Source organism: Arthrobacter sp. B10-11 (assembly GCF_033142195.1).
In the GTDB taxonomy this organism is placed as follows: domain Bacteria; phylum Actinomycetota; class Actinomycetes; order Actinomycetales; family Micrococcaceae; genus Arthrobacter; species Arthrobacter oryzae_C.
This window is the reverse complement of record NZ_JAWMTH010000004.1, coordinates 18453-34665: the sequence shown is the minus strand read 5'-3', so window position 1 is coordinate 34665 and position 16213 is coordinate 18453. Positions and strand designations below refer to the sequence as shown.

The following is a 16213-nucleotide window of genomic DNA, read 5'->3' as shown; positions in this document are numbered from 1 at the left end:
CTACAGCGCGCGCTTCAGCACAACAGCAGTGGCGTCGTCGGAGACGTCGCGGCCCGAGGCCAGCGCAAGGACGGCGTCGCAGGCAGCCTGGGCGCTGGGACTGCCGGAGACGGTGCCGGCCACCACGGCCGTGAGGACGTCGACGTCGGGGTACACATCAAGCAGGCCGTCGCTGACCACCGCCAGGCAATCGCCGGGCTCCAGTGAAACCTGGTGGGCGTCCCATTCCTGGTCCGGCCAGGCACCCACCGGGGGTCCGCCGGTGATCAGCCGCGAGCAGCTTCCGTCCGGTTTGATGTGCAGCGCCAGGCCGTGGCCGGCGTCGACGTAGTGCAGGATTCCGGCCGCTGCGTCGAGGCGGGCGTGGAAGAGCGTGACGAAGGAGGCCGACTGTTCGAGGTCGGCTTCCAGGATCCGGCCGGCCGAGCTGAAGGCTTCGCCCAGCGGCGTCCGGTACGCCACGGACCGCATGACGGCGCGGACGGTGGCCGCGATCAGTGCGGCACCCATACCCTTTCCCATGGCGTCGGCCAGCGTCAGCTGCAGCCCGCCGTCGTTCGGGTACCAGTCGTAAAAGTCGCCGCCGACGTTGCGGGAGGGCCGGAAGGATCCGGCGATGTCGAACCCGTTCGTGGACAGGCCCTCTGCCGGGAGCAGGCTTCGCTGGACTTCGACGGCGCGGCGCAGTTCGTCCTGGGCGGCGGCTTCGTGGACGGCACTGGCTCGCGGCCGGCGGAACAGGGCGGTGATCCGCGAGCCGAGTTCCCGGGGGCTGAAGGGCTTGGTGATGTAGTCATCCGCGCCTGTATCGAGCCCGCTGAGCCGGTCCAGTTCCTCACCGCGGGCAGTGATCATCAGGATGTAGGCGTCGGAAAAACGGCGCAGCTGGCGGCAGACCTCAACGCCGTCAATATCCGGCAGGTTCAGGTCAAGGGTCACCAGTTCGGCGCCGTCGCGCTGCATCAGTTCGACGCCGGCCCGCCCCGACGACACGGCTGAAACCTGGAAACCCTGCTTGGTCAGGATGTGGACCAGCAGGCCGCGGATATCGTCATCGTCCTCAATGACCAGGGCACGGCGTACGTCCGGCTCATCAGTCATGCACCAATTAGACTCCGTGCGGGCTTCGTTGTCACATCGGTCCCAGCCAGGGGGTCCTGTAACACCATTCCCGCACCGCGCGGTGATCCAGGTCCGGCGCCCCGTCGGCGCCGGACCCCTCACCGGGCGGCGTTCAGCGGGCCAGGAACGTCACCATGGTGAAGCCCCCGGGCGCCACCGCCACCTGCCCGGACCGGGCACCGGCGTCGTTCTTCCCGCCAGCCACCGGCTGACCAGAAGAATCGTACTGGCGCTGGACCATGGTGAAACCGTCCGGTACAGCGACGCTTTCCACCGTGGTGGACCCGGCCGCGCTGACGTAGAGCGTGGAATCGCCGCCGGCCCCGGATACCGACACCGTGGAGATTTGCGGCTGAAGCAGCAGGGCGTCCAGGGCAACGTTGCCGTCCGTGGTGCCGACGACGGCGGCCAGCCCGGCGGACAACGCCCGTTTGAGGGAGTAGGGGAAGAGGATGCCCGGGGCATCGGTGATGCCCTGTTCCCCTGCCCCGCCGTTTTCCGTGGTGCCCAGCGGCCCCTTGGCGGACGTCCAGGCGGTGGTGCCGGCCGGGGCGGTCCCGCGGTTCACGATGGGGTAAATGTTGTGCGGCTGATCCGATGCCGGAACCGGAATGTCCAGGGAGGCGCCTGCCTTCAGATCCACATAGGCGCCGCCGGAAAGGTTGGCTTCGCCGGTCCAGGCTGAGGCCGGCTTCACCACCGATCCCGGGCCGGTGACGGTGCCGGATTCGGCTTCCACCACGCTCAGGCCATGCGTGGAGACCGTCCGGCTGATGCCCAGGGCAGCCGTCTTCAGCGCCGGGTCCTCGTCCAGTGCCAGCATGGTGAGCAGGGCATGGATGGTGGATTCCGCGCCGGAGTTGGGGTTGACCCGCCCGTCCGGTTCGATGCCGTCGATGGCTGTTCCCGTGGCGGGGTTGTAGGCCGGGGCACCGCTGGGATTGGCTCCGAAGAACCATCCCGCCGTGATCGCGGCAAGGTCCCGCAGGCCGGGAGCGTCAGCCGCCCTGGCGGTCGCCACCAGGCTTTGGACCCGGGAGTCCACGCCGTACGCGATCTGGGCTTCGCCGGGGGCGGGGCTCCACGCATTGTCCGGTCCGCCAGCCGCGAGGAGCTGGGGCGTGAATTGGGCTGTGTCCTTGACCGCCGCTTCGAGCAGCGCAGGACGGTCCAGAACCTCGGAGGCGGTGGCGACGGCGGCGGGGGCCATGCCGCCCCAGGCGTGCCAGAGCGTTTGCGATTTGTTCCACGGCATGATGGCGCCGAAGGGCCATTGGCCGGTGGTGCCCGAGGACATGGCGGCCACGCCTTCACTGAGCCGGTCCAGCGCAGTCGCCGCCAGTTCATCGTCCGGAACGGACGTCACGTAGGAGGAGAGACCCAGCACGGCCTCGGCCGACGCGTCGGCGCCGCCGGCGATCAGCCAGGCCGGCACCTGCACGCCGTCGGCAGTGTCATACGTGCCGTACTTTGCCAGCGACTGCCGGTTGAGTGAGCCGAGGGCGAGGCGCAGGCGGTCCTGCAGGAACCCGGCGAACTCCGGATCCTCGTCCTGGAATGCCGTGAAGCCTTCCCCGAGTGCCCAGACAGTGCGCGCCAGCCAGTAGGACTCGGCCGAATCGGAGGGGTCCGGCAGCTCCACCGGCTTGGCGCTCGGCGTCAGGCTTCCGTCTTCCTGCTGCCACAGCACCACGTTGCCGGCATTCGGACCGTCCGTGGTTTGAAGGTATGTCAGCGAACGCAGCGTCTGGAATGCCCGCTCCCTGCTGGCGGCGTCACCGGTCTGCTGCCAGTGCCGCAGGTACACCACCGCAGTGCGTGCGATGTCATCGGCGTTGTAGGCGCCCTGGGTCCAGTGCCCCGTGGCGGGGTCCAGGTTCCCGCCGCCAACGCGGCCGTAGCTCCCGTCCGCTTTTTTGTCAGCGTAGGTCCACGGCGCCTGGGCGGACGGGATCTCATCCAGCTTGTAGGTGGTGTGGCCCGGCACCGGCGTGAGCGGGACCGTCTCCATCAGGAAGTCCAGGTGCGCCGTGTTGGTGAGGCTGCCGCCGTCGGCCAGGACGGGTGCCGCCGGCGCGGTAAGTGCGCTGGCGGACGACGGCGGCGCTGCCGGTGCCGCTGTCACGGCGCCCGCCTGCAGCGAAACAGCCAGCATGGACACGGCCGCCGCAGCGACCACCGGACGCGCGGCCTTGGATGAATACGCCACGGGCCTTAGACCCGGTCCAGGCGGGCGACGCCGATCTTCGAGTCAGCCATGCCGTAGAACACGAACAGCTGGCCGTCCACTTCTTCGATGGCGGTGGGGAACACCACGTTGGGCACGATGCCGGAGATTTCGTCTTCGGTTTCCGGAGCGAGGAGAGGCTTGTCGCTGCGGGCTATCACCTTGGAGGGGTCGTTGGCGTCCAGGATCATGGCGGCCGCGGTGTAGTTGACCTTCTGCTGGTGGTCGAACGCGGATTTCTCCAGCGCACCGGCCACGCCGTGATGGATGAGCAGCCAGCCTTCGTCAATGCGGATCGGTGCGGGGCCGCCGCCGATCTTGAGTTCCTCGAACGGAAACTCGCTGAGTGCCACGAGGGTGTGCTTGCCCATGTGCACCAGGTTGCGGATGTCCTTCTCCACGTCTGCCACGGCCACGTAGGAGATCCAGATGCCGGGACGGTTGTCCGTGACGCCGGCGGGCAGGTGCTCGCCTTCGCCGTCGCGGATCCAGCCGAGGTCCCACATGGGGCGGTGCAGCATGGCGTAGGAGAGAACGCCGTCGGGGTCGTTGACCGGTTCCGGGAAGAACACGGCGTCCTTGTTGGGGAAGAGATTCAGGTCCATGGAGAGCTCGGCCTTGTACTCGAAGAAGCACGGGCCCAGGCGTTCCCAGCTGCGGAGGTCCTCGGAATGCGCAAAAGCAAGGCGCGGGCCCAGCGGACCGTAGGCGACGTAGGTCATCAGGTGCTTGCCAAGGGTTGGCACCCAGGTGGTGCGGGGGTCCTCGGTACCGGCGTTGTTCAGGCCGCGTTCCCAGCCCTCGTCCGGGGCGAGCACCACGCCCTGGCGTTCCACTCCGGTGGGAACGCCGTCCTCGATAACAACCTTGGCAAGGCCCACGCGGGACACGTTGCCCTTGGCCACCAGGCGGGGCAGCAGGTAGAGCTCGCCGTCCGGGCCGCGGCCGCTGGCGGGGTTGAGGACGCCCTCGGCCTCGAAGTCGTTGCCCGCTTCAGGGGACATGATGACCCCGGCGCGGGTGAGGGTGAAGGGAACGGTGGGGAGTGCAGAAGTGTTGGGGGAAGTCATGAATTAGCCCTTTACGCTTGATCCGATATTGGTGGAAATGAACTGGCGCTGGAAGAAGATGAATAGCGCGATGGCAGGTGCAGCGAGGACGCAGGCCCCGGCAAGGATGGCGCCGAACGGGTTGGAAGCCGTGGCGGCGACGTTGGAAATGTAGTTGGCCAGGGAAACTGCCAGCGGCTGGATGGACGAGTCCTTGGTGACCAGGAAGGGCCACAGGAATTCGTTCCACGGCCCGATGAAGGTCAGCAGGACCGCTGTGACAATCGCGGGCCGGACCAGCGGGACGGCGATCTGCCACAGGATCCGCAGCTCGGAGGCGCCGTCGATCCGGGCAGCCTCAAACAGCGTGGACGGCAGCTGCATGAAGTACTGGCGGAAAACGAACACCGCGGTGGAGTTGATGGCGAACGGCAGGATCATGCCGATGTAGCTGTCCGCCAGGCCGTAATCCCGGACGATCATCACGTAGAGCGGGATGAGCAGCAGCTGGAACGGGATCATCTGCACCAGCAGCATCATGCCGAACACGAAGCCCTTGCCGCGGAAGTGCATCTGCGCCAGGGCGTAGCCCACCAGGAGGCCGAAGACCACGGTGAACAAAATGACGCCGCCGGTGAAGATTCCGGAGTTGACCAGGCCTTTCAGCAGGTCGATGGAGGCGTTGATGTTGGCATAGTTCTCGCCGGTGAGGTTGGCCGGGTTGGGAAACGCGCCTGCCACCGAGGTGTCCGGGGACGCCTGCAGCGAGCCGATGAACATGTAGTAGAAGGGGAACAGGAACACGAAGGCGCCCACGGCAAGCAGCACGAAGCTGCCAATGCCGAGGTTCCTGCGCTTTTCCACCGTGGAACCTCCGTGCCCGGGAGGAAGGGCACCCGGCCGCCCGGCGTCGTCGTTCTTTCCGTTTTCATTGTTGGCGGCGGTGGCCGCATCGATGACAGACATGTCAGTCCTCCTTTCCGCCCACGAGGCGCTTCTGGATCAGGGCGATCAGCAGGACGCCGATCACCAGGACGACGCCCAGCGCCGCAGCCACGTCGGGGTTTCCCTGCAGGATGCCCTTCTGGTACATCAGGAACACCGGTGAGGTCGAGGCGCCGTCGGGGCCGCCTCCGCCGGTGAGGAGATAGGGCTCGGTGAAGAGGTTGGCGCCGGTGATGGTGGCGAGCAGCGTGACCAGCACGCTGGCCGAACGCACACCGGGAACCGTGATGTTCCAGAACTGGACCCATTTGTTGCCGCCGTCCACCGAGGCGGATTCGTACAGCTCATCCGGGATGTTCTGCAACGCCGCCAGGTACAGCAGGATGAAGAATCCCAGCTGTTTCCAGGTGACATACAGCGCCACCGTTGGCATGGCCAGCCAGGAGTTGGTCAGCCACGACGGGTTCGGGGCCAGCGGCCCCAGCAGCGCATTGACCAGCCCGTTCTGCTGGAACAGGAAAAGCCAGACGCCGACGACGGCGACGCTCGCCGTGACGTACGGGACGTAGTAGCTGACCCGGAAGAACGTCCGCAGCTTCGTCACGCGGTTGAGGGCGTTGGCCAGGACCAGGGACAGCCCCACGGTCAGCGGGACATTGATGACCAGGAACACGCCGATGTTGGCGAAGGAACGCTGGACGGCGGGATCGGACAGGACGGCAATGTAGTTGTCCAGGCCGACGAAGGGACGGTCCACCTTGACCCGCGGCGCGGTGAAGAAGAAGTCGTGGAAGGAAATGTAGACGGCGTAGCCCAGCGGATAGGCCAGGACGGCCAGGACGTAGATGACGTACGGAGCGCTGAACAGCAGTCCCAGCGGCTGGCGGCCCAGGAAGTTCTTGCGTTTCCTGGGCGCCAGCCGCCGGTCCGCCGTTCGCCCAACCGGCGCTCCCGCTGCGGGACTGCCCGCAGCGGGGCCGCCGTCAGAAGAGCGGAGTGACATTGGGGATCACCCGTTACTTCTGGGCTGCCAGTTGGTCGATCTTTTCCGCAGCGCCCTTGAACGCGGAGTCGATGCTTTCGTTGCCGAAGATCACGGACTTGGCGTAGGCGGTGCGGAAGGTCTGCCACACCTCAACCGAGTTGGGCACGTTGGGCACCTCGACGGTGCGCCCGGCCTGCTCGGCGAACTGGGTGTAGAGCGGGTTCTTGGTGAAGTAGTCGGCGTAGGCCGTAGTCAGGTCCTTGCGCATGGGCATCTGGCCGGTGTCGGCCAGCAGCTTGCCGTCCTGCTCCTGGCTGGTGGCGAACTTCATGACCTCCCAGGCGGTGCCCTGGTTCTCGCAGGCGGAGTACATGGCGACGTTCTTGGCATCGGCGAACGTGGAGGTCTCGGCCTTGGCCTCAGCAGCCGGGACCGGCACAGCACCCCAGTTCACCTTGTCCTTGTAAGCCGCGATGGCCCACGGCCCGGCCATCGCCATGGCCGCCTTGCCCTCGCCGAAGGCGTCACCCTGGAAGACCTCCTTGGAAGCCAGGTTCTCCTTGTAGAGGGTCTCGAACATGGTGGCGACCTGCTTGCCCTGCTCGCTGTTGAAGGTGGCCTTGCCGTCCTTCAGGAGCGGGGTGCCCTCGGAGTTGGCGGCGTAGAACGGGTAGAAGTCGAACCAGGACTGGAAGAAATCGCTTGCCGGGGACGGCCACACGGCGTTGGCCGCGGCGCCGGACTTCACGAGGGTCCGGGCGGTGTCCAGGAACTCGGCATGTGAGCCCAGCTTGGGGTTCTCGGCGTCCAGGCCGGCCTTGGCGAAGATGTCCTTGTTGTAGAACAGGACCACCGGGTTGGACTTCCACGGCAGCTGGTACGTCTTGCCGTCCGCGGACTTGTACTGGTCCGCGAGGTCGCCGGTGCGGTCCTTGATGTACTGCGCGCCGTCCGGGAAGGAGTCAAGCGCTACGAGCCCGCCCTGCTTCTGGAACTGCGGGACGGCCACCGGGGCGGTGTTGAAAACCAGGCACGGGGCGTTGCCCGCCGTGATGGCCGCTCCGATGACTTCCTCGGAACTCTTGCCTGCCGGGATCTCCTGGGCGTCGATCTTCTCGTCCGGGTGCGCGGCGTTCCACGACTCCACCATGGCCTTGCCCCACTTCACCTCGAACTCATTGTTGGAGTACCAGATCTTGATGGGGCCCTTGGCGGCCGTGGCCGAATCGGAAGAGCTGCCTCCCCCTCCCCCGCCGCAGGCTGCGAGGCCTGCGCCCATGATGGTCAGGGCGGCCACGGACAGTACGCGCGTGGCTGTTGAAAAGCGCTTCATTGCGACTCCTATTTAGGGGAAACAGAGGGGTAGGTACGGGGTAGGGCTAAGTTCAGTGGCGGCGTGGGGGTGGCCAGGCCGGCGGGCTTGGGTCGGACTAGCCCGCGGGCACCGGGCCGGTGGAGGCCCTGACCAGAAGGCTCGGTGCCTTGAGGACGGTGTCTTCGCCGTCGTGGGCGTTGCTGAGCTGGTTGAGGAGCACCTGGGCGGCCACCCGGCCCCAGAGCATCGGCTCGGTGGAGACTGTGGTGAGGGGCGGATTCAGGTATTGCGTGAAGTCGGCGTTGTCATAGCCGGTGACGGAAAGATCGCCCGGCACACTGAGCCCCTGGGTTTGGGCGTACGACTGGCCGGCCGTCGCCATCAAATCATTGGCGTAGACGATCGCCGTGGGCCTGTCGGCCCGCCGAAGCAGCTCAGCGGTGGCAGCCATGCCGCCGGCTGCGGTGAAGTCAGCCTCTGCGAACAGGTCGGCGCGGAGCCCCGCAGTGGCCAGCGCATCCTCCCACGCCTGGCGTCGGCTCCGGCCGTGGATGTACTCCTGGCCGCCGCCCACATGCGCAATGCGGGTATGGCCCAGCCCCACCAGATGCTCGACGGCCGCCGTGATTCCGGCGCAGTCGTCCATCGACACGGCAGGAAAGGGCGAATAGGCGTCGGGCCGGTTGAGGGTGACGGCCGGGAGCTTGAGTTCCTGCAGCAGCGGGATGCGGGAGTCGTCGTGGCGGACGTCGGTGAGGAGGAAACCGTCAACGCGCCCGTTCTCGGCCAACTTGCGGTAGCAGCGTTCCTCCGCCCCGGCGCCGGTGGCAACGCTGAGCACCAGGGTGTAGTCGTGCTCGGCGAGGGCCGTTTCGATACCGGCGATGAATGCCGGAAAGAAGGGGTCCGTTCCGAGCTGGGAAGGGTCCCTGGCTACCACCAGCCCCAGCGCGTAGGCCTTGGCGGAGGAAAGTCCCTTGGCCCGCAGGCTGGGCTTCCAACCGAGCTCTTTGGCGACCTGGAGGATCCGTTCGCGGGTCCCCTCGCTCACTCCCGGCTGGCCGTTGAGGGCATAGGAGACAGCACCCTTGCTGACGCCTGCCGCGTGGGCGACGTCGCTGATGGTGACTGCCATGGAGCCTGCCTTCGTTCGATCGGGCGGCCCAGTGATGCAACTCACTGAACCGGTTCAGTGATAACTACTAAACCGGTTCAGTGCGGAGTTGTCAAGGACCGCCCGCGAAGGAGGGCCCCCTTGGGCCAGCTCAGCGGCGGGCCCGCCGGCGGCTTGACGGCGGGTCGACTGTGGGTCGACGGCGGAGCTGACTGTCACGCAGGACAGGCTATTGGCCCCACAGAACGGTGCCGGCCGCGGAATTCCGCGGCCGGCCGCCGTCGTACGTTCCGAAAGTTTGCCGTGCGTGACGCCGGCCGCCCGCCCGCCGGGACAGAACGCCCGACGGCGGGACTAGTCCACTCGCGTGCGGATGGCGCCGCCACTCGCGTGCGGATGGCGGCGTCAGGCGCGGACCAGCCCCGCAGCCATGGCGAGCAGTTCCACGGACCGCAGGCGGGCCTCGGTTCCGTTGCTTTGGTGGGCCACGATCAGTTCGTCCGCGTCAGCGTGGGCGGTGAACTCGTCCAGGTAGTCCATCACCACATCCGGTGTACCGATCGCCGAGTACTTCATCATCTGGGCCACGTGCTGTCCCTGTGGCGAGTCCAGGATCATGTCCGCTTCATCGTCCGTGAACACCCTGCCGTTCCCGAAGAACAGGGACACGCGGGCGCGTTTGGTGGCTTGGAACATCTCCTGCGCCTCGGTGGCGGAATCTGCCGCAATCACGTTGACACCGGCGATCACGTGCGGTGCGTCCAGCTGGGCCGAAGGCTTGAATTCCCGGCGGTAGATGGCCACCGCGTCCTGCAGGGCGTTGGGCGCGAAGTGGGACGCAAAGGCGTAGGGAAGGCCAAGCTGCGCTGCCAGCCGGGCCCCGAAAAGTGAGGACCCCAGGATGTACAGCGGCACGTTGGTGCCCTTGCCCGGCGTCGCCTCCACGCTCTGGATGCGTGTGGGGCCGGTGAGGTAGCCCTGCAGTTCCAGGACGTCCTGCGGGAAGCTGTCCGCGGACATCGGGTCGCGGCGGAGCGCGCGCATGGTGTTCTGGTCACTGCCGGGGGCGCGGCCCAGGCCCAGATCGATGCGTCCCGGGTGAAGCGTCTCCAGCGTGCCGAACTGCTCGGCGATGGTCAGCGGGGAGTGGTTCGGCAGCATCACACCGCCGGCACCCAGCCTGATGCTGCTGGTGTTAGCCGCGATGTGGGCGATCAGGACGCTCGTGGCCGATGACGCGATGGAAGACATGTTGTGGTGCTCCGCGTACCAGACCCGCCGATAACCCAGCTCTTCCGCCCGCTGCGCCATTGCCACGCTCCCGGCGAAGCTTTCGGCCGCCGTCTGGCCCTTAGCGATGGTGGCCAGGTCAAGGATGGAAAGCGGAACAGTCACGGAGGAGCCGGCCTTTCGTAGCGGTGCGTAGCGGGCGGCCCGCTCCGGTGGCGGAACGGGCACACTGGCGACAACGACGGCGGCGCCCGGGTTATTTCTGCAGGCCACCGTGGCGCCGGACACGCGGGAGCGGGGCCGCCGATTCCGGCAGCCCCGCTCCTTTTTAGCTCACTTGTGCTATTTGGCGTCTACCACTCCTACTTCAGCTTGAAGTTGGCGGCGATGACGGAACCGTCGTCGGGTAGCGTCGAGAGCTGGAAGCAGGCCCCGGGCAGGTTCGGTGTCTTCCAGTTGTAGATGAACTGGCCGCCCGTCGAGTCGTACCGCAGCGACGTGTTCCCGGTGGCCGTGATCTCGATGTTGTCCTGGACCGCCAGCGGACTGCACGCGATCTGCCGGATCTTCATCTCCACGAAGCTCGTGTCCGTCAGTTCCGTTGCACCGGCGAACAGTTCGAACTTGGCAGGAACCGTGCTGCCCGCCTTCACCGTGTTGACGACATTCGCCCCCATATCAATGGGCTGGTAGAACCCCTTGGTTTCCCAGTGCTTGACCGTGTACGTGTGCGTGGTGGCGGACGTGCGGCCCGCGATATCGGTCGCCGTGGCCGTCAGAGTGTGGGTGCCTGCGAGCGAAGAATATCCGCTCACTACGCAGCCGGCCGGGCCGGAGCCCGAATCAGAGGCCGTGCAGGTGGGCTCGGCGCCAACGAAGCCGAAGTACGCGTCCGCAGGCAGGGAATCGAACGTTGCAAGCGGGTCGGTCAGGTCCACGTTGAACTCGGGGCTGGACGCTTCGCCGGCGGGGATGGTGTTGTCCGCCCTGTCAGTGAAGGCCGGGCTGGTCAGGACCAGGCCTGTGCCTTCGCCGCTGGATACCGCGGTCCCTGTAGGCGACTCGAGGCCGGACAGCTCATCCGTACCGGTGAAGGTCGCGGTGACCGGGCCGGTGAACCAGCCGTTGGAGCCCTCGAGCCCGCTCAACCCGGTGAAGGAAACGAGAGGCGCCGTGACGTCGATATCGAAGTTAGCCGACGCCGCACCGGCCTCTGCCGTGTTGCCCGCAACGTCCACAAAAGCAGGACTGTCAACGACCACACCAAATCCCTCCCCGACGGACGTTGCGGTCTGCGTCGCCAGAGCCGGTCCGGAGACGGCGTCGGTCGCGGTGAACGTCGCCGTGACCGGAGCGTTGTACCAGCCGTTGGCATTGGGCGCCCGGTCGGCTTGCGTGTAGGCCACGGACGGGGCTGTCCCATCGATGCTGAAGCGTTGGATCACCGCACCAAGGGCGGACGAGTTGCCGGCGGTGTCGCTGAACACCGGGCTCCTGACCTCAATCGATTCGCCCTCCGCGCCGTCGGCAGTTGTTGCGGTTGCCGTTTGCGACGCCGGACCGGACGTTGCGTCGGTTGCTGTGAAGGTTACAGTGACGGGTCCCCTGTACCAGCCGTTGTTGCCGGCAAGGCCTTCCGCTCCCGTGTAACTGACTTCGGGGTCGGTGGCATCAAGTCCAAGCGGCACGGTATCCACGGAAGCCGTCCCGCCCGCGCTGGTTGCAGAGCACGGATAGGCAATCTTTACCTGGTCCGCAGTAATGGACCGATCCTCGCAGCCGGTGAGCGTCAGGGAACCTGGCGACTCTACATCGGTGACCGTCCAGCTGAGGTTCAGCGGAACAGTGAACCATTCGCTGAGGCCGTTGGGGGTCCCCGGGGTCAGGGTGTAGCTGATCTGCGGCCCACTGGGGTCAGCAATGTTGTAGGTCGCGGAGCCGCTGGCGGTAAGACCGCCAAGGTCCGTGTAACTGCAGTTCGCCGTCCGCTCGCCGATGCCGTCCGACGAGTATGGACCGGTGATGTCGCTCAGTGTTGCGGCGAACGATTTGGGGCCGTCTTCAGCGTCCACGACGTTGCAGGTGGCGGCAGGGACTGAGCCCTTGTCGTAGGAGGCACCCGTAGCCACTCCTGCGACCGACACGGTCGGTGCGGTGTTGGCCGGGGCGGGGGCCACCACGTTGACGGTGAACGTCGCCGGGGCAAGATCAAAGGATCCACCGGAGGTGTTGGCGGTCTGGCGGGCGCTTATGGTGGCGGTGCCGGCAGCCACAGGCGTGACGGTCAGAAGCTCCGTGTACCCGCAGCTTGTGAAAGTGACGGATGAGGGACTGACGGTGGCTGCCGAAGGGTTACTCGATAGCAGGTCCAATGTCAGGACGGTGCTGCCGGTCAGGTTGCAGCCGCTCTTGCCGTCTAAGCCAGTGATCCGAAGTGCCAGCGTGGTAGTTCCCGCAGCCCCGCCCACATTCAACGGCATGTTCTCGGCCACTGCGTCAATTATCCCGTCAAGGTCGTTGTAAATAATGTCCGCCTGCGCCACACCGGCCGCGGCGAGGAGCATCCCGCCCGCCGTCAAAGCGGCCAGCACTTTCCGGCCTGCACCGCCCGCGGACCACGCGGGCCCCCGGGCCGTTTCTTGCCCGCTTTTCGGTCCCCGCCCGGGGCCCCTTCTCCCTGATTTGTTCACTGCAGCGCCTCCCATCGCAACAATGCGGCCGTCCTTGGCCGCAAATGTAGTCCCGATGCTAGGGCGGGCTGCTTAGAAAAACACCAGTAGATTCCACTCGACTTTCGGTGGTTTTATACCTGTTTTTTATCCGTAGTACTCGCTTTTGCACTCTAGTTAACTCTGGCAATAATTAGTGCACAGCTGTCACACCGCTTACGCGCCGCCTACTTGCAGGCGACGTTGTAGTCGAGGCCGCCGGAGACGTACTGCGTCAGGGCCACCCGGCTGCCCGGCGTCAGGCCCGGAAGGGAGCAGTTCGACTTGGCACCCCTCACGGTTCGGGCACCGGCGAGCCAGCTGGGAAGTCCCGCCAGGTTGCTGGTTGAGGGAACGGTTCCGGCAATCCTGCCCCACTGGTAGCCGGTGGAGTAGATCCCGACGTCGGCGCCAATGCTTTCGAAGTAGGCGGTCATGCCTTCCAGGTCGGCCCGGTTGGCTGCCGTGTCCGGCTGCCAGCTGTTTTCCGTCTCAACATCCAACCACCAGAAGTACGTTTCCGGGTCCTCCACGCCGCGCAGCACGGCGTCGTCATAAGCCTTCGCATAGCCGTACATGTAGGCGCACGCTGCATCGTTCTTACCCTCACAGTCCCCGTAAGGGTTATCCACGGATGTCCCCATGTAGACGTCGGAGGAGGGCCACCAGGAACCGGCCAGCCCCGGGTTGGCGGTATTCACGTACAGGGCAACGCGCGGCTGGCTGGTTGCCTGCGGATACCTGATGGTGGATTCGGCCCAGTCCAGCTGTTCCTGGAGGCAGGGATTCGTGGTGTTCGCGAGCCCGTTGTTGACGCCCACGATCGCGAAGGCAAGCCCTTCGGGAAGGGTCTGCCCGCATTGCGGCCAGGAGACGTCGATGCCCGGGGAATCAGACGGACGCGGAGGCGCTGCCGTCGCCGGGCCGCCGCCCATCAGAGCCAGGGTAAGCGTGGTGGCAACGGACAGAACCATCTTCAACAGTGACGAGGCCATGCCAGAGTCTACTGCGGAGACCTGCCGGCGAGGAATACTCAGCGTACTTACCGTGTTGCCGCCCCTATGAGCCGGTCCGGACGGGTCGGCAGGACAGGAGCTACATCATGGCAAACATTCTGATGGTCGTATCCGGCGCCGATTCCCTCACCATGCGGGACGGCACCCAGCACCCTACTGGCTACTGGGCGGAAGAGCTGGTGGTATCGCACCAGACCCTGCTCGACGCCGGACACACCGTGCACATCGCAACGCCCGGCGGCGCAAAACCCACCGTGGACGAGGTGAGCCTCGCGGCGGAGTCGGCCGGCGGCCAGGACCGCGCGGACAGCTTCCGTAACTATCTGGCCAGCATCGACGCCGAGCTTTCCGCGCCGCTGGTGCTCGCCGACGTCGACCCCGCCGCCTACGACGCCGTGGTGATGCCGGGCGGCCACGGCCCCATGGCGGACCTGTACCAGGACGCCGATCTGGGCCGCATCCTGGCCGAGGCCGACAAGGCCGGCAAGGTCATCGCCCCGTTCTGTCATGGCCCGGCGGGCCTCCTCAGCGCCGTTGACGACGACGGGAAGTTCACTTTCGCGGGACGCCGCCTCACCGTGTTCACGAATGAGGAGGAACTCAACGGCGGCACCGGACCCAATACCCCGTGGTTCGTCGAGGATGTGCTGAAGGAAAAGGGAGCGATCGTGGAAAACGGCGCCGCTTGGGGTTCCAACGTGGTCCGTGACCGCAACCTGATCACCGGGCAGAATCCGCAGTCCAGCGAGGACGTGGCGAAGGAAGTCATCAAGGCCCTCGTGGAGTAAGCCGGCTTCCCCCGACGGGCCGCAGCGTCACGGCCGTAGGTTCCGTGACGTCCGCGGACGCCGGATTAACCCCGATTACCCCCTGTATCGAAGGGTTTCAACGCGCTTTGACCGGGTTTTCCCGCTGCCGGATAGTTGCTGCCACAAGCAGGAAATCCGACACCCCGAAGGGGAAACCATGGCCCGTTTTGCACTCAAACCCGGCGTCACCGCGGCGCTGGCCGCCACAACGATATTGGGGCTTGCAGGGTGCTCCGACCCCGGCGCGGCGGCGGCTCCGGCGTCCGGGCCGGCCACGTCCGCCGCGGGCGTCAAGCAGTTCAACCTCTCGCCGCAGCAGGACCGCGTAGCGGCTGCCGTGGACCCGGCAGCCGCGGCGCTGGTGCCGGAAGCCATCAAGAAGGATGGCAAGCTGACAGTCGCCGTCAGCCCGTTCGCGGCACCGCTGGCTGTCTACGCCACGGACAACAAGACGCCGGTGGGCAACGAGGTGGATATCGCCGTCGCGCTGGCCCAGACGCTGGGACTGGAAGCTGACATCGTTCCCACCGCGTGGGCCGACTGGCCCCTCGGCGTGGAGTCCGGCAAGTATGAGGCCGTGCTGTCCAATGTCACGGTGACTGAGGAGCGGAAGCTCAAGTTCGACTTTGCCAGCTACCGCGACGACAAGCTGGGTTTCTACGCGAAGAGCGACAGCTCCATCACCAAGGTTGAATCCGCGCCGGACGTTGCCGGAAAACGGGTGATCGTGGGTTCGGGTACCAACCAGGAATCCATCCTGCTGCGCTGGGATGAGGAGAACAAGAAGAACGGCCTGGCCCCGGTGGAGTTCCAGTATTACGACGACGACTCCGCCTCCTCGCTCGCCCTCCAGTCCGGCCGGGCGGACCTGACGTTCGGGCCGAATGCGACGGCGGTCTTCAAGGCGGCTTCCGACGCCAAGACCAAGCTGGTCGGGCTGGTGGACGGCGGCTGGCCGCTTAAGGCAAGCATCGCTGCCACCACCAAGAAGGGCAACGGTTTTGCCGCCGCAGCCCAGGCGGGCCTGAACCACCTGATCGAAGACGGAAGCTACGCCAAGATCCTGGACCGCTGGGGCCTCACCGCGGAGGCCGTCCAGAAGTCGGAGCTAAACCCAGCGGGACTGCCCAAAAAGTAGCCCGGGCTTTCAATGGGGAATGTGCAGGGCAGCGGCGGCTGCCCTGCACTTCGTCGTGGCAAACGTCCGCACCGCGGCGTACGCTCATGGCATGACCCCGCAAGAGCTTGCCAACCTTGCGCACCTGCGCCGGGCGCGCGACCTGATCGACAGGGACTTCGCCCGCGCCCTGGACGTGCCCACTATGGCGCGGAAAGCACTGATGTCACCGGCCCATTTCTCGCGGCAGTTCCGGGCCGCCTACGGCGAAACCCCTTACAGCTACCTGATGACCCGCCGGGTTGAGCGGGCCATGGCGTTGCTCCGTGGCGGCATGACCGTCACCGATGCCTGCATGGCGGTGGGCTGTACTTCGCTGGGATCCTTCAGTTCCCGGTTCACGGAGCTCGTGGGGGAAACGCCCAGCGCCTACCGGGCCCGCGAACACAGCGCGGTGGAGGCCATGCCCGCGTGCGTGGCAAAGATCCGCACACGACCTGCCCGGCACAGCACGGGCGCTGGCGGACAAGTGAGCAGGATTCGAGAAGCGGAGCCGGCGCCGGCCGAATAGCTTGG

Annotated in this window: 13 protein-coding genes; 3 read left to right on the top strand and 10 right to left on the bottom strand. The window is 66.3% G+C overall.

Translation table 11 applies throughout. From position 1 onward, the window contains the following. The 10 genes from RW112_RS13260 to RW112_RS13215 form a co-directional block, all read right to left on the bottom strand. Complete coding sequence (locus tag RW112_RS13260; RefSeq protein ID WP_317782234.1) at nucleotides 1-1101, bottom strand: fused response regulator/phosphatase; 1101 nt, start codon at nucleotides 1099-1101, stop codon at nucleotides 1-3. A 133-nt stretch (nucleotides 1102-1234) separates the two neighbouring features. Beyond that, nucleotides 1235-3331, bottom strand: coding sequence for a hypothetical protein (locus RW112_RS13255; protein ID WP_317782233.1), 2097 nt, complete (start codon nucleotides 3329-3331; stop codon nucleotides 1235-1237). Between the two features lie 5 nt (nucleotides 3332-3336). After that, nucleotides 3337-4419, bottom strand: coding sequence for a glycosidase (locus tag RW112_RS13250; RefSeq protein WP_317782232.1), 1083 nt, complete (start codon nucleotides 4417-4419; stop codon nucleotides 3337-3339). Nucleotides 4420-4422: 3 nt separating this feature from the next. After that, on the bottom strand, nucleotides 4423-5364 hold the full coding sequence (locus RW112_RS13245; protein ID WP_317782231.1) for a carbohydrate ABC transporter permease: 942 nt from the start codon (nucleotides 5362-5364) through the stop codon (nucleotides 4423-4425). 1 nt (nucleotide 5365) lies between these two features. Then, nucleotides 5366-6346 (bottom strand): sugar ABC transporter permease, encoded by a 981-nt coding sequence (locus tag RW112_RS13240; RefSeq protein ID WP_317782230.1) that lies wholly within the window; start codon nucleotides 6344-6346, stop codon nucleotides 5366-5368. A 13-nt stretch (nucleotides 6347-6359) separates the two neighbouring features. Beyond that, nucleotides 6360-7661: a sugar ABC transporter substrate-binding protein gene (locus RW112_RS13235; protein ID WP_317782229.1), complete on the bottom strand. Its 1302-nt coding sequence runs from the start codon at nucleotides 7659-7661 to the stop codon at nucleotides 6360-6362. A 97-nt stretch (nucleotides 7662-7758) separates the two neighbouring features. Continuing rightward, the gene (locus tag RW112_RS13230) at nucleotides 7759-8778 is read right to left on the bottom strand and encodes a LacI family DNA-binding transcriptional regulator (RefSeq protein ID WP_317782228.1); all 1020 of its coding nucleotides are present in this window, start codon (nucleotides 8776-8778) and stop codon (nucleotides 7759-7761) included. Between the two features lie 384 nt (nucleotides 8779-9162). Next, on the bottom strand, nucleotides 9163-10152 hold the full coding sequence (locus RW112_RS13225) for an LLM class flavin-dependent oxidoreductase (protein WP_317782227.1): 990 nt from the start codon (nucleotides 10150-10152) through the stop codon (nucleotides 9163-9165). 197 nt (nucleotides 10153-10349) lie between these two features. Then, nucleotides 10350-12578 (bottom strand): PxKF domain-containing protein, encoded by a 2229-nt coding sequence (locus tag RW112_RS13220; RefSeq protein ID WP_317782226.1) that lies wholly within the window; start codon nucleotides 12576-12578, stop codon nucleotides 10350-10352. 305 nt (nucleotides 12579-12883) lie between these two features. Beyond that, nucleotides 12884-13690: a hypothetical protein gene (locus tag RW112_RS13215; protein WP_317782225.1), complete on the bottom strand. Its 807-nt coding sequence runs from the start codon at nucleotides 13688-13690 to the stop codon at nucleotides 12884-12886. A gap of 107 nt (nucleotides 13691-13797) precedes the next feature. Here RW112_RS13215 and RW112_RS13210 point away from each other — a divergent pair, with 107 nt between their 5' ends. The 3 genes from RW112_RS13210 (at nucleotide 13798) to RW112_RS13200 (ending at nucleotide 16208) form a co-directional block, all read left to right on the top strand. Continuing rightward, nucleotides 13798-14499 carry a type 1 glutamine amidotransferase domain-containing protein gene (locus RW112_RS13210; protein WP_317782224.1) on the top strand — a complete coding sequence of 234 codons (702 nt, stop codon included), beginning with the start codon at nucleotides 13798-13800 and terminating at the stop codon, nucleotides 14497-14499. A gap of 178 nt (nucleotides 14500-14677) precedes the next feature. After that, the gene (locus tag RW112_RS13205) at nucleotides 14678-15658 is read left to right on the top strand and encodes an ABC transporter substrate-binding protein (RefSeq protein WP_317782223.1); all 981 of its coding nucleotides are present in this window, start codon (nucleotides 14678-14680) and stop codon (nucleotides 15656-15658) included. A gap of 91 nt (nucleotides 15659-15749) precedes the next feature. Continuing rightward, nucleotides 15750-16208 (top strand): helix-turn-helix transcriptional regulator, encoded by a 459-nt coding sequence (locus RW112_RS13200; RefSeq protein ID WP_317782222.1) that lies wholly within the window; start codon nucleotides 15750-15752, stop codon nucleotides 16206-16208. Nucleotides 16209-16213 lie beyond the last annotated feature (5 nt).